Raw genomic sequence first — 13,656 nt, 5'->3', positions numbered from 1 at the left:
CCCGCTCGCCTCGCCGCATAACGCCGGCTGGCGCCGCACTCGAAGCCTCGCAGCCAGACGCCTCTTCTATGACGGACTCCGTAGCACTCAAGATCGTACAGCGCATCGCCACCGAATTGACGGTCCAGCCACGCCAGGTCGCGGCAGCCGTGCAACTTCTCGACGAAGGCTCCACTGTTCCGTTTATCGCCCGCTACCGCAAGGAAGTCACCGGCAACCTCGACGACACGCAATTGCGCCAGCTCGAGGAACGCCTGCTTTACCTGCGCGAGATGGAAGATCGGCGCGCGACGATCGTCGCCAGCATCGACGAGCAAGGCAAGCTTACCGACGAACTGCGCGCAGCGATCGAAGCCGCCGACAGCAAGCAGGTGCTCGAAGATCTGTACCTGCCGTACAAGCCCAAGCGCCGTACGCGCGCGCAGATCGCCCGCGAAGCGGGGCTCGAACCGCTGGCCCAGGCACTGCTCGCCGATCCGCGCCTCGACCCGCAAACGGAAGCGGCCGCCTACGTGAACGCCGAGAAAGGCGTGGCCGACGTCAAGGCCGCACTCGACGGCGCCCGCGACATCCTGTCCGAGCAATTCGGCGAGACGGCCGAGTTGCTCGGCAAGCTGCGCGAATATCTGCATGAGCGCGGCATCGTCTCGTCGGTCGTCGTCGAAGGCAAGGAAAGCGAGGAAGGCGAAAAATTCCGCGACTACTACGACTACTCCGAAACGCTGAAGACGATCCCGTCGCACCGCGCGCTGGCGCTGTTCCGCGGCCGCAATGCCGGCGTGCTGATGGTCAAGCTGGGCCTGGGCGAGGAGCTCGATACGCAGGTGCCCCACCCGTGCGAAGCGCTCATTGCGCACCACGTGGGCATCGCGAACCAGAACCGTCCCGCCGACAAATGGCTCTCCGACGTATGCCGCTGGTGCTGGCGCGTGAAGGTTCAGCCGCACCTCGAGAACGAACTCCTCACGCAGCTGCGCGAGGATGCCGAGCACGAGGCGATTCGCGTGTTCGCCCGCAACCTGAAGGACTTGCTGCTGGCCGCACCCGCGGGCCCGAAGGCCGTGATCGGCCTCGATCCGGGGCTGCGTACGGGCGTGAAGGTGGCGGTCGTCGACCGCACCGGCAAGCTGCTCGCCACCGATACGATCTATCCGCACGAGCCGCGCCGCGACTGGGACGGCTCGCTTGCAAAACTCGCGCGCATCGCGGCGCAAACGCAGGCCGAGCTCGTCAGCATCGGCAACGGTACCGCCTCGCGTGAAACCGACAAGCTCGCCAGCGAGCTCATCGCGCGCCACCCCGAGCTCAAGCTGCAAAAGATCGTCGTCTCCGAAGCTGGCGCATCGGTTTATTCGGCATCCGAATTGGCGGCGAAGGAGTTCCCTGATCTCGACGTGTCGCTGCGTGGTGCCGTCTCGATCGCACGTCGCCTGCAAGACCCGCTCGCCGAGCTCGTGAAGATCGAGCCGAAGGCGATCGGCGTCGGCCAGTATCAGCACGACGTGAATCAGCGCGAGCTGGCCCGCTCGCTCGATGCCGTCGTCGAAGACTGCGTGAACGCGGTCGGCGTCGACGCGAACACCGCGTCGGCGGCCCTGCTCGCACGCGTGTCGGGGCTCAATTCGACCCTCGCGCGCAACATCGTCGATTATCGCGATGCGAACGGCCCGTTCCCGTCGCGCGAGCAACTGCGCAAAGTGCCCCGCCTCGGCGACAAGACGTTCGAGCAAGCCGCCGGCTTTCTGCGCATCAACGGCGGTGAAAACCCGCTCGACCGCTCGTCCGTTCACCCCGAGGCCTACCCTGTCGTCGAGCGCATTCTCGCCAAGGTGAGCAAGCAAGTCGGCGAGGTGCTCGGCAACCGCGAAGCGCTCGCGGGCTTGTCGCCGGCCGAGTTCGTCGACGAACGTTTCGGCCTGCCCACCGTGCGCGACATTCTGCTCGAGCTCGAAAAACCGGGCCGCGACCCGCGCCCCGAATTCAAGACTGCGACGTTCCGCGAGGGGGTCGAAAAGGTGTCCGACCTGATGCCGGGCATGGTGCTCGAAGGCGTCGTCACGAACGTGGCGGCCTTTGGCGCGTTCGTCGACATCGGTGTGCACCAGGACGGTCTCGTGCATGTGTCGGCCATGTCGACGAAGTTCATCAAGGACCCGCACGAAGTGGTCAAGGCGGGTCAGGTCGTGAAGGTCAAGGTGCTCGAAGTCGACGTCAAGCGCCAGCGCATTGCGCTCACGATGCGACTCGATGACGATGCGACGCCAGCCTCGCGCGGTGGTCAGCAAGAGCGCGGCGGCGCAGGCGCAGGCCGTACCGGTGGCGCCCGAGGAGCGCCGCGTACGCGCGAACCCGAGCCGTCGGGTGCGATGGCGGCAGCCTTCGCAAAGCTCAAGCAACGCTAAGCAGGTTCGTAGATGCTCGGCCGCCGCCCCACTGGCGGCGGCCGCAAAAAAGCCCGTGTTCCTTACAGAACACGGGCTTTTTGTCGTGCGCGCAACCTAAGGCGCGCATGGCGCCCTAGATCTCGTTCGGTCAGATTTCGATCTTCGTCCCGAGCTCGACGACGCGGTTGGCCGGAATACTGAAGAAGTCGGTCGGCTTGGCCGCGTTCTGGTGCATCCATGCGAATACGCGCTCGCGCCACACGGACATGCCAGGCAACTGCGTCGGCACTACCGTTTCACGTGCGAGGAAGAACGAGGTATCCATCAGCTCGAACGACATGTTGTGCATGCGGCTAATTTCGAACAGAACGGCCTTCACGTCGGGCGTTTCATTGAAGCCGTAGGCCGCATTCACGATGAAGAGGCCACCGCCCACCTCCTTGATGGTCACGCGCTCGTCATCCTTCACATACGGAATGTCGCGCGTCACGAACGTCAGGAAGATCGTGCGCTCGTGCAGCACCTTGTTGTGCTTGAGGTTGTGCAGCAGGCTCACGGGTACGAGCGCGTGGCTACCCGTCAGGTAGATGGCCGTGCCCGAGACGCGATGCGGCGGATGCGCAAGCAGGCCCTGCAGGAACGGCGCGAGCGGAATGCCGTCAGCCGCCGTACGTTCCTTGACGAGCAAGCGGCCCTTGTGCCAAGTCATCAGCAGGAAGAACAGCAGCGCACCGATACCGAGCGGCAGCCACCCGCCTTCGGCCACCTTCAGCAGATTCGCACCGAAGAAGCCGACGTCGACGGCCATGAACGCCGCAATGATGACCGCCACGAGCGTCTTGTTCCAGTTCCATACCCTCACCATCACGACGCAGGCCAGCACGGTCGTGATGACCATTGTCGTCGTCACGGCGATGCCGTACGCCGCAGCGAGGTTATCGGAGCTCTTGAAGCCGATCACGATGCACAGAATCACGAACAGCAGCATCCAGTTCACGACGGGTACGTAGATTTGGCCGATGGCCAGATCCGACGTATGGAGCACTTTCATGCGCGGCACGTAACCGAGCTGAATGGCCTGGCTCGTCAGCGAATAGGCGCCCGAGATCACGGCCTGCGATGCGATGACGGTCGCTACCGTCGACAGCACGACGAGCGGCAGCAGTGCCCAGTCGGGAGCGAGCAGGAAGAACGGATTTTCGATCGCCTTCGGATTGCGCATCAGCAGCGCACCCTGCCCGAAGTAGTTGAGCACGAGCGCCGGCATGACGAGTGTGTACCAAGCCAGCCGAATCGGCCGGGCGCCGAAGTGGCCCATATCGGCGTACAGCGCTTCCGCCCCGGTCAGCACGAGGAACACCGAGCCGAGCACGACATACGCTTGCACCATGTGCGCCGACATGAACGAGTACGCGTAATACGGATTGAGCGCCGCAATGATGCCGGGGGCACGCAGGATATGCATGACGCCGAGCACGGCGAGCGTGGCGAACCAGATCACCATGATCGGACCGAACAGCTTGCCGACGAGCGACGTGCCATGCCGCTGGATCCAGAACAGCGCGATGAGGACGACGATCGTGATCGGCAGCACCAGATGCGATAGATGCGGCGTCGCGATCTCCAACCCCTCGACGGCCGAGATCACAGAAATCGCCGGCGTGATCACCGCGTCGCCATAAAACATGCAGGCGCCGAATATGCCGAGCATCATCAACGTGCCGGCTGTGCGTGTCCGCATGTCGAACGAGCGCAGCGACAGCGCCATCAGCGCGAGCACGCCGCCCTCCCCGTTGTTGTCGGCACGCATCACGAACAGCACGTACTTGATCGAGACGACGATCACGATCGCCCAAAAAAGCAGCGAAATGACGCCGAGGATCGACGCGTCGGTCAGCGCGATGCCGTGCGCAGGGCTGAACGCCTCTTTCAGCGAATAGAGTGGGCTCGTGCCGATGTCGCCGAACACGACGCCGATCGCGGCTAGCGCGAGCGCGGGCAAGGAGTGCGAGCGGGAAGGATCGTGATTGTTGTCTGTCATAAAACAAGGAAATTCGTACCGGATACGCCGGCAGCGAGCGCTATTCTAGCGGTGCCCGAGCGCAGCGCCCATATGAAAAAGCGGAGTCCAGGACTCCGCTTGACAGACGACGTGGCAAGCGATACCGCCACGTCATGTTTCGTTTCGCAACTTATGTGCCGCTTGACGCCTCGGACCGTGCGATACCACGCTTGATCCAGGCGCCGAGGTTATGCGGCCGGACCGTATCCCATTCTTCGAACGGCTGGTGAATCCACGGGTTCGTCGGCAGGTGCTGAACGAAGTAGTCGGGCTTGACCTTCGAGCAGCCCTTGTACCAAAGCACGGCTGAGCGCACGGCCGTGATGGCCGGATAGCGCTCTTTCAGATGCTGCTGCACGCGCGCAAGCGTCACGCCCGAATCGACGAGGTCGTCGACGAGCAACACGTTGCCGGTCAGTTCGCCGCGCGTCATCGTGATGTACTGCGCGATGTCTAGATCCCCTTGCTGCGTACCGGCTGCCTCGCGGTACGAGCTCGTCGCGAGAATCGCGAGCGGCAGGTCATAGATGCGGGAAAGCTGGTCGCCAACGCGCAGGCCACCGCGGGCGAGGCACAGAATCTTGTCGAACTTCCAGCAGGATTCGTGCACGGCGAGCGCGAGCAACTCGATCAGCCGGTGGTACTCGTCCCAGCTGACCCAGAGGTGCTTGTCGTCGTTGCGCGGATCGGTCATCGCGATCGTCGTCAGATTCGTCGTCATCGCGTTACACCTTGAACGGATGACGCAACAGGATCGTCTCGTCGCGGTCCGGACCAGTCGACACCATGTCGATCGGCACGCCAGCCACTTCCTGCACGCGCGTCAGATACGCTTGCGCGTTCGCGGGCAGCTTGTCCCACTGCGTAATGCCGATCGTGCTTTCCTTCCAACCGCCGAAGGTTTCGTAGATCGGTTCGCAACGTGCCACTTCGGCAGCGCCGCGCGGCAGCAGGTCGGCATCGTTGCCGTCGACCTTGTAGCCGACGCACAGCTTCACTTCGTCGAGGCCGTCGAGCACGTCGAGCTTCGTGATGCACAGGCCCGACACGCCGTTGATCTGGATCGAGCGACGCAGCGCGGCCGCATCGAGCCAACCCGTACGACGGGGACGGCCCGTGACCGAACCGAATTCCTTGCCGACGTTGGCGAGCGTCACGCCGACAGCTTCCTGACGCTGCGGGTTATCCGCGTCGTAGAGCTCGCTCGGGAACGGCCCCGCGCCGACGCGCGTGCAATAGGCCTTCGTGATGCCGAGGATGTAGTGCAGCTTTTGCGGGCCGACACCGGCACCGGCGGTCGCAGCGCCTGCTACGCAGTTGCTCGACGTCACGAACGGATAGGTGCCGTGATCGATATCGAGCAGCGTACCTTGTGCGCCTTCGAACAGCAGGTTGCGGCCCGCCTCGTTCTCTTCGTAGAGCCGGCGCGACACGTCGGCAACCATCGGCGCGAGACGGTCGGCATAGCCGAGCATCGTGTCGAGGGTTTGCTGGAAGTCGACCGCGGCTGCGCCCAGGTACTGGGTCAGGACGAAATTATGGAAGTCGAGGTTTTCGCGCAGACGCTCGGCAAAAGTTGCCGGCGCGAACAGGTCTTGCACGCGCAGCGCGCGGCGGCCGACCTTGTCTTCGTAAGCCGGCCCGATACCGCGGCCCGTCGTTCCGATCTTGCCCGCGCCGCGGCGCGCTTCGCGCGCCTGGTCGATCGCGATGTGGTACGGCAGGATCAGCGTCGTCGCTTCGGAAATGAACAGACGCTGGCGAACGTCGACGCCCGCTGCCTCGAGCTCTTCAATTTCCTTGAAGAGCGCCTCGGGCGACAACACGACGCCGTTGCCGATGTAGCAGGCGACGCCCGCACGCATGATGCCGGAGGGAATCAGACGCAGGATCGTCTTCTTGCCGCCGATGATGAGCGTATGGCCGGCATTGTGACCGCCTTGGAAACGCACGACGCCTTGCGCGTGGTCCGTCAGCCAGTCGACGATCTTGCCCTTGCCCTCATCACCCCATTGAGTCCCGATGACGACGACATTGCGTCCCGGGGCCACATTCACTGCGCTGGCAGACATGTTGTTTCGTTAGCTGGTTAAAAACGTATTCTACCCATGTTCGGCGAAGCTTCCGAATTTTTCCGTTTCGCTTCAACGGCATGGACCCATTGCGAGCGCGCGGCGGTCATGCGCCGGCCGCGCTCCGACACTTTCAACGCCCGGTCGGCACCGCCTCGACGATCCAGGCACCGTCGCGTTCGACGAGCACACGGTCGCACGCGAATTCGTCGAGCGCGGCGTCGTGTCCGGGCAACGCCTGAATCACGATCTCACCCGCATCGCGCAACGCCGCCACGCTTGCGCGCAACGCCTCGTCATGCTTCCACGGCGCGAGAATCGCGCTACTGCGCGCTTCGACCGGCGAGATTCGCGCCACTTCGCGCAAATCGAGCGAAAAACCCGTTGCCGGACGGGCCCGTCCGTATGCCTGACCGACGTGATCGTAACGGCCGCCACGCGCGACGGCATTGGGCACGCCGTCGACGTAGGCCGAGAACATCGCGCCGCTGTGATAAGCGTAGCCGCGCAAGTCGGCAAGGTCCACCGTCACTTCAGCGCCTTCGACATGCTCGGTCAGAAACGCCAGATCGTCGAGTGCCTGCGTAATCTCGGGCCACTGCGGCAACCGCGCGCGCGCGAGGTCGAGCACCGAACGGTCGCCGTACAGCGCCGGCAGCGCGCGCAGCGCCTCACCCACCACGGGGCTCAAGCTGCGCGTGAGCTCTTCGAGCCGGGCGACGTCCTTGCCCGCCAGGACTTCGTAGAGCTGCTCGCCCATCGCCGCCGCTTGCGCGTCGCGCTCGAACAGCGCCAACAACACGCCCGCATGGCACAAATCGAGGCGCACCTTTTCGAAGCCCGCCAGCCGCAGCACGTCGAGCATCAGCTGCTGGATCTCGAGATCGGCCTCCAGGCCCGCGTGGCCGTAGATTTCAGCGCCCACTTGAATCTGCTCGCGCGTGGCGTGCAGCCCGCGCGGCCGCGTATGCAGCACGTTGCCCGCATAGCAAAGGCGCGTCACGCCTTGGCGGTTCAACAGATGCGCGTCGATGCGCGCCACCTGCGGCGTCGTGTCGGCGCGCAAGCCGAGCGTGCGGCCCGAAAGCTGATCGACGAGTTTGAACGTGCGCAGATTGAGGTCGCTGCCGCCGCTCGTGAGCAGCGATTCGAGATACTCGAGCAGCGGCGGCATCACCATCTCATAGCCATACGTGCGAAAACGATCGAGCAGCGCGCGTCGCAGCTCCTCGATCTTGCGCGCCTCCGACGGCAGCACGTCGGCGATATTCTCGGGAAGCAGCCAGGTCGACATCGGTACAGTCCTACGACATTAATTGACGCGGCACGCGCGAACGCACGTGCCGAAGAAGAGGGTCTGGGCGGGCGGCGCAGGATGGCGCGCCGCTTGCGGGCTCGGGTCGCCTCGCTTATGTCGCCACGACGAGCAGCAGTAGACCCAGCGCCATGACGATGAGCCCGCCGATCCGGATATGATGAGCCGGTCGCGCTGCTATTTTACGAAACGTGTCACGCCATGCCGTCGGAAAAACGAACGGAAACATGCCCTCGATGATAAGCATCAGTGCGATCGCAAGCAGTAACGAACCGGCTATGTCCATTCGAATGCCGACGCCGCCACTCGCGTGCGGCGCCCCAGAAATCAGTGTTTGCGTGAAGCTGCGGCGGCTTGGCCGTTCGACGGCGCACCGCCGTCCGGGCTCCGCATGAAACGGAAAAAGTCGTTATCGGCATCGACGACGACGACGTCGCTCGGCTTGATGACGCTGCGATACGCTTGCAGGCTCTGATAAAACTGATAGAAGCCCGGGTCGCGACCGAACGCATCGGCGGCAATGGCCGCGGCCTTCGCATCGCCCTCACCTTTGATTTGCTGTGCCGTCTTGTAGGCATCGGCGAGCACCGCGTCGCGCTGGCGCTCCGCGTCGGCCTTGATTTGCTCGGCCTCGGCTGCGCCTTGCGCGCGCTCGTCGCTGGCCGCTTGCTCTTGCGCGACGACCATGCGCTTATAGGCCGCTTCGGCCGCCGCCGCCGGCAAGTCGATGCGCGTGAGGCTCACATCGACGACCTCGACGCCCAGTGCGCCCGTGCGCGCCGCAATGGCGCTACGCGCTTCACTGGCGATGTCGTGCTGCTGCGCCAGTGCGTCACTGAGCGAACGCTTGCCGAACGCCTCGCCGAGCGCGGCGCGCGTGAATTCGGCAAGTCGCCCGGGCACGCTTTGCGCGTCGCCTTCGGTTTGCGTAAACAGCTTGAGCGGATCGACGACACGGTATTTAAGCACCGGTGTCACAAGCAGGTCCGCTTTATCCGAGGTCGTATAGCGGTCCGGATTCGACGCCTCGAGCGTCTGCACGCGCGCATCGACGCGCATCGCGCCTTGCAGCGGCGTCGGCAGCTTGAAATGGAGGCCTGGGCCGACGGCGACCGGGTCGACACCGCCACGTGAGTAAACAACGGCCTGATGCCGTTGATCGACGACGAGCAGCGTCGATGAGCCGGCGAACAGCACGGCCACGACGACGATCACGAGCGCAACGATACGATTCATGGCATGCGCTCCTTATGGCTGCAACTCGTCTTCGCGCGAGCGGCTGCGGAACGTCTCGCGCGAGCGCATCGTGTCGCTGGCGGCCGTTGCAGCCTGGCTGGCGGGCGCCGACGCAAGCGCAGGCGTGCGCGCCGGCGCTTGCGCGGCGGCAGAGCTCGAAGCCCCCGCTGCCGCCACAGCCGTGGCGGCGCTGGCCGATGCACCGGCAGCCTCGCCGGCCGCGTGGCCTCGCGCCTCGAGCAGTTTGTCGAGCGACAAATTGATGACGCTGTTGCCGCCCTTGCTCGTCACAAACACCTTCGTGGTATTCGAATAGATTTCGCGCATCGTTTCCAGATACATCCTCTCGCGCACGACGGCTGGCGCCTTCGCGTATTGCGCGTAGACCTGCTTGAAGCGCTCGGCATCGCCCTGCGCCTCGCCGACCACCCGCTCGGCGTACACCTTCGCATCGTCGACGGTACGCGCCGCATCGCCTTGCGCGCGCGGCAGCAGCTCGCTTGCGTACGCCTGCGCGTCGCGCTTGGCCCGCGCGCGGTCCTCGCGGGCACGCGTGACGTCCTCGAATGCGGCCTGCACCGGCTGCGGCGCGGCGACGCTTTGAATCGTCACACCCGTCACGGCCAGACCCGTGCGATAGAGATCGAGCGAGCGCTGAATCGCCTGCGTGAGCTGCCCGCGCATCGCGTCGTGATTTTGATCGAGCAGCTCGCCGGTACGGCGCGTGCCCACGAGCTCGCGCACGGCCGCCTGGGCTGCCTGCGTGACGCTGCGATCGGGATCGACGTCGTGGAACAGGTAATCGGTCGGCGACTTCACCTGATACTGCACGGCAACGCGCACGTCGACGATATCGCCATCGCGCGTGAGCATCGACGCATCCTTGACGTCGGCCTCGCTGACGACATTGCTGCGCCCGACTTCCACGGAGCGCACTTGCGTCACGTTGACGATTTCGCTGGTCTCGAACGGATACGGCATCCGCAGGTGAACACCCGGCCCGACCGTGCTGCGATATTTTCCGAACTGCAGCACGACGCCGGCCTGCCCGTCTTGTACGACGAAAACACCGCTACCGACGTAGATGGCCACGAGTACGCCAATGACGATGCCCACGCCCACGCGTGCCGCGTGACCGTTATCGGGACGACGGTCGCCACCGCCGCCAGAACGCTTGCCGCCGAAGAGCCGCGATAGCCGGCGATTGAATTCGCGCCACATTTCGTCGAGATCGGGCGGCCCCTCCCCATCGCCCGAGGGCCGCTTCGGCTCATTCGGACGCTGCCTGCTGCCGTTGCCGTCGCTGCGACCCCAGCGGGGATCGCTGATCGAAAGGACGGCGCGCGCACGCGTCCAGAAACTCCGCTCGTTGTATTGGTTCACCTTGTGTTCGTTCACTCGAGTTGGGAGAGCCGGTCAATGCAAATCGGAGCGCGACGACGCGTCCGCCCCGGAGATCCGCGCTACGTTGAGGTCTTCGTGCTCGTGCGCCGGCTGATCTTCCGGCAACGCTCGCCCGGTATCAGGAAGATGTTCTGAGGTGGCGATCTCGGCGATGGCTGCGCGCAGCGTATCCAGGCCTTGCCCCGTGCGCGCGCTCAAAAAGACGCGCGAAATATTACCATACTCGTCTCGCTCGACCGCCTCGCCGCGAGCCGCGAGTTCAGGCACCGCGTCGATCTTGTTGAACACGAGAATCTGGCGCACGGTGTCTGCGCCGATCTCGTGCAGCACTTCGTTGACCTGATCGATCTGATCGAGGCGCACGGCGCTCGACGCATCGACGACGTGCAGCAGCACATCGGCGTGAATCGTTTCTTCGAGCGTCGCGCGAAATGCCGCAACGAGCTGGTGCGGCAGTTCGCGAATGAAACCGACCGTGTCCGAGATGATCACCTGCCCGACTTCCTCGCCCAGGTACAAGCGCCGCGAAGTCGTATCGAGCGTGGCGAACAGCTGGTCGGCCGCGTACGCCTGCGCTTTCGTGAGCGCATTGAACAGCGTCGACTTGCCCGCATTCGTGTAGCCGACGAGCGAGATGGACATCGCGCGGTTGCGCTGACGCTGACGTCGCTGCGTGCCATGCTGGCGCCGCAGCTTTTCGAGACGTGACTTCAGCATCTTGATGCGCTCGCCGATCAGGCGCCGGTCGGTTTCGAGCTGCGTTTCGCCAGGGCCGCGCAGGCCGATCCCGCCTTTTTGGCGCTCGAGGTGGGTCCAGGCGCGCACGAGGCGCGTCGCCAGATACTGGAGCTGCGCGAGCTCGACCTGAAGCTTGCCTTCGTGGCTGCGCGCGCGCTGCGCGAAGATGTCGAGAATGAGGCTGGTGCGATCGATGACGCGCCGATTAAGCGCCCGCTCCAGATTGCGCTGCTGCGCCGGCGCCAGCGCGTGATTGAAGATGACGATTTCGACGTCGTTGGCTTCGCACGCGAGGCGCAACTCCTCGGCCTTGCCGCTACCGACGAACAGCGCGGCATCGGGGCTCGAACGACGCCCGGTCAAGGTCACGGCGGGATGAGCGCCCGCGCTTTGCGCGAGCAAATTGAGTTCTTCGAGGCTGGCTTCGAAGTCGATCTTGCCGAAGTCGATGCCGACGAGCGCTGCGTTGATCAAATTGGTGAGTGTCAAAATGAAGTGGCCGGCATGAGTCGCCGGCAAGCGACGTCATGCCGGCCACGACGATGGGTTTCAGGATGTTTCGGAATCCGGATGGAAATTGACCGGACGGGCCGGCACCACCGTCGAGATGGCGTGCTTGTACACCATCTGGGTCACCGTATTCCGGAGCAACACGACGTACTGGTCGAACGATTCAATGTTCCCTTGCAGCTTGATGCCGTTGACCAGATAGATCGAAACCGGCACATGCTCTTTGCGCAGTGCGTTCAAAAACGGGTCTTGTAACAATTGCCCTTTGTTGCTCATAGCAAACTCCGTCGTTTTTTTGCAGGTTAGATCCAAATTGACGTCGAAGAAAAAGAAATCCGACGCCAATCGCTACACTATAGCCGATTTTCGTTACCGCACGCGCCGCCTGGCCGAGCGGCCAAGCCTTTGTCCAAGCGGCGCTCAACCCTTGTCGGCATAAGGGTTGGACGAGGAACGGAACTCTATGCGCAATGGAGTTCCGGACAACGAGAAAGTTTCCCGGAAGCGGTTCTCCAGATAGCGCTTGTATGTCTCGGTCACGGCATCGAGCGCATTGCCGTGAATCACGATGATCGGGGGATTCTGTCCGCCCTGGTGCGCATAGCGCAGTTTCGGTCGCACCGGCCCGCGGCGGCGCGGCTGCTGGAATTCGACAGCCTCGATCAGCGCACGCGTGAGCTTCGGCGTGGGCAGCTTGGCCATCGCAGCCGCGTACGCATCGTCGACCGAACGCATCAGCGCGCCGATGCCCGTCTTCTCCGTCGCCGAAATGAAGTGGAATTTGGCGAATTCGAGGAATTTGAGCTTGCGCATGAGGTCGTGCTTGGTTCGCTCGCGCACGTGCTCGTCGAGCCCGTCCCATTTGTTGACGCCGACGACCAGCGCACGCCCTTGCTCGACGACGAAGCCCGCGATGTGCGCATCCTGCTCGGAAATATCCTGGCGCGCATCGAGCAGCAGGATCACGACGTTCGCATCGGCGATCGATTGCAGCGTCTTCACGACCGAGAATTTCTCGATCGCCTCGAACACCTTGCCGCGCCGGCGCAGCCCTGCCGTGTCGATCAGCGTGTACTTCTTGCCCTGCCTTTCGAAGTCGACATAGATCGAGTCGCGCGTCGTGCCAGGCATGTCGAACGCGATCACGCGGTCCTCGCCGATCAGCGTGTTGACGAGCGTCGACTTGCCCACGTTGGGCCGTCCGACGATCGCGATCTTCACGCCGCGCGGCGCCTTCTCCTCGCTCTCTTCCTCGGGATGGCCGGCGTACGCGATCCCGAGCGCGTCGTTGATCGTCTCGGTCACGCCGTCGCCGTGGGCCGCCGAAATCGCACGCGGATCGCCAAGGCCCAACTCGTAGAAATCGGCCGCGACGGACGTGTACTTCATCCCCTCGGCCTTGTTGACGACGAGCACGATCGGCCGCCCGGTCTTGCGCAGGTAGTCTGCGATCGACTTGTCTTGCGGCGCGAGGCCGTTACGTCCGTCGACGATGAACACGACGACATCGGACTCTTCGACGGCCTGACGCGTTTGCCGCGCCATCTCGTGCAGGATGCCGTCCTTCGCGACGGGCTCGAACCCGCCCGTGTCGACGACGAGATACGGCCGATCGCCCACTCGCCCCTCGCCGTAGTGGCGGTCGCGCGTCAAGCCTGGCAAATCGGCCACGAGCGCATCGCGCGAGCGCGTGAGCCGGTTGAAAAGCGTGGATTTCCCCACATTGGGGCGCCCAACGAGGGCAATTACGGGTTTCATCTGATGTCGTCTATGTGAAGCGCTCGCGCGGGTGTCCCTGCGCCATCGCGGCTCGCCGGCGCGTCGTTCGCGAGCGGCGACAATAGGTCCTTGCGTCAGGCGGACATAATAGGTCCGCCTGACGCGGGACTAGTGGATTGCCGAGCAGCCGATTCGCACGGCCCTCGCAGCAAATTA

The 13,656-nt window shown here is 64.1% G+C and carries 11 protein-coding genes; 1 reads left to right on the top strand and 10 read right to left on the bottom strand.

The window, feature by feature from the left end; translation table 11 throughout:
- Nucleotides 1-68 precede the first annotated feature (68 nt).
- Nucleotides 69-2,402 (top strand): Tex family protein, encoded by a 2,334-nt coding sequence (locus D7S89_RS02640; RefSeq protein ID WP_121275320.1) that lies wholly within the window; start codon nt 69-71, stop codon nt 2,400-2,402.
- 130 nt (nt 2,403-2,532) lie between these two features.
- Here D7S89_RS02640 and D7S89_RS02635 read toward each other — a convergent pair whose 3' ends face one another.
- The 10 genes from D7S89_RS02635 to der form a co-directional block, all read right to left on the bottom strand.
- Entirely contained in the window at nt 2,533-4,425 is a 1,893-nt protein-coding gene (locus D7S89_RS02635; protein WP_121275318.1) for a potassium transporter Kup, read from the bottom strand.
- Between the two features lie 151 nt (nt 4,426-4,576).
- On the bottom strand, nt 4,577-5,167 hold the full coding sequence (locus D7S89_RS02630) for a phosphoribosyltransferase (protein WP_121275316.1): 591 nt from the start codon (nt 5,165-5,167) through the stop codon (nt 4,577-4,579).
- 4 nt (nt 5,168-5,171) lie between these two features.
- Complete coding sequence (locus D7S89_RS02625) at nt 5,172-6,518, bottom strand: adenylosuccinate synthase (RefSeq protein WP_121275314.1); 1,347 nt, start codon at nt 6,516-6,518, stop codon at nt 5,172-5,174.
- 133 nt (nt 6,519-6,651) lie between these two features.
- The gene (locus D7S89_RS02620; RefSeq protein WP_121275312.1) at nt 6,652-7,812 is read right to left on the bottom strand and encodes an ATP phosphoribosyltransferase regulatory subunit; all 1,161 of its coding nucleotides are present in this window, start codon (nt 7,810-7,812) and stop codon (nt 6,652-6,654) included.
- Between the two features lie 115 nt (nt 7,813-7,927).
- Nucleotides 7,928-8,119: a DUF2065 domain-containing protein gene (locus D7S89_RS02615; RefSeq protein ID WP_121275310.1), complete on the bottom strand. Its 192-nt coding sequence runs from the start codon at nt 8,117-8,119 to the stop codon at nt 7,928-7,930.
- Between the two features lie 41 nt (nt 8,120-8,160).
- On the bottom strand, nt 8,161-9,069 hold the full coding sequence (hflC, locus tag D7S89_RS02610) for a protease modulator HflC (protein WP_121275308.1): 909 nt from the start codon (nt 9,067-9,069) through the stop codon (nt 8,161-8,163).
- A gap of 12 nt (nt 9,070-9,081) precedes the next feature.
- Nucleotides 9,082-10,452 carry an FtsH protease activity modulator HflK gene (gene hflK / locus D7S89_RS02605; RefSeq protein ID WP_121276026.1) on the bottom strand — a complete coding sequence of 457 codons (1,371 nt, stop codon included), beginning with the start codon at nt 10,450-10,452 and terminating at the stop codon, nt 9,082-9,084.
- Nucleotides 10,453-10,485: 33 nt separating this feature from the next.
- Nucleotides 10,486-11,685, bottom strand: coding sequence for a GTPase HflX (hflX, locus tag D7S89_RS02600; protein ID WP_183085095.1), 1,200 nt, complete (start codon nt 11,683-11,685; stop codon nt 10,486-10,488).
- Between the two features lie 75 nt (nt 11,686-11,760).
- Nucleotides 11,761-11,997 carry an RNA chaperone Hfq gene (gene hfq, locus D7S89_RS02595; protein ID WP_028224456.1) on the bottom strand — a complete coding sequence of 79 codons (237 nt, stop codon included), beginning with the start codon at nt 11,995-11,997 and terminating at the stop codon, nt 11,761-11,763.
- Between the two features lie 144 nt (nt 11,998-12,141).
- Nucleotides 12,142-13,479 (bottom strand): ribosome biogenesis GTPase Der, encoded by a 1,338-nt coding sequence (der, locus tag D7S89_RS02590; protein ID WP_121275306.1) that lies wholly within the window; start codon nt 13,477-13,479, stop codon nt 12,142-12,144.
- Between the last annotated feature and the right edge of the window lie 177 nt (nt 13,480-13,656).

This window comes from Trinickia fusca (assembly GCF_003628145.1).
GTDB classification, from domain to species: domain Bacteria; phylum Pseudomonadota; class Gammaproteobacteria; order Burkholderiales; family Burkholderiaceae; genus Trinickia; species Trinickia fusca.
Note: the sequence above shows the minus strand (reverse complement) of the source record. Positions and strands in the feature narration are given on the sequence as shown.

Bases quoted from the DNA above. Each gene is read 5' to 3' on its own strand.
- D7S89_RS02640 (WP_121275320.1), top strand. From the start codon at position 69: ATGACGGACTCCGTAGCACTCAAGATCGTACAGCGCATCGCCACCGAA.
- D7S89_RS02635 (WP_121275318.1), bottom strand. From the start codon at position 4,425: ATGACAGACAACAATCACGATCCTTCCCGCTCGCACTCCTTGCCCGCG.
- D7S89_RS02630 (WP_121275316.1), bottom strand. From the start codon at position 5,167: ATGACGACGAATCTGACGACGATCGCGATGACCGATCCGCGCAACGAC.
- D7S89_RS02625 (WP_121275314.1), bottom strand. From the start codon at position 6,518: ATGTCTGCCAGCGCAGTGAATGTGGCCCCGGGACGCAATGTCGTCGTC.
- D7S89_RS02620 (WP_121275312.1), bottom strand. From the start codon at position 7,812: ATGTCGACCTGGCTGCTTCCCGAGAATATCGCCGACGTGCTGCCGTCG.
- D7S89_RS02615 (WP_121275310.1), bottom strand. From the start codon at position 8,119: ATGGACATAGCCGGTTCGTTACTGCTTGCGATCGCACTGATGCTTATC.
- hflC (WP_121275308.1), bottom strand. From the start codon at position 9,069: ATGAATCGTATCGTTGCGCTCGTGATCGTCGTCGTGGCCGTGCTGTTC.
- hfq (WP_028224456.1), bottom strand. From the start codon at position 11,997: ATGAGCAACAAAGGGCAATTGTTACAAGACCCGTTTTTGAACGCACTG.
- der (WP_121275306.1), bottom strand. From the start codon at position 13,479: ATGAAACCCGTAATTGCCCTCGTTGGGCGCCCCAATGTGGGGAAATCC.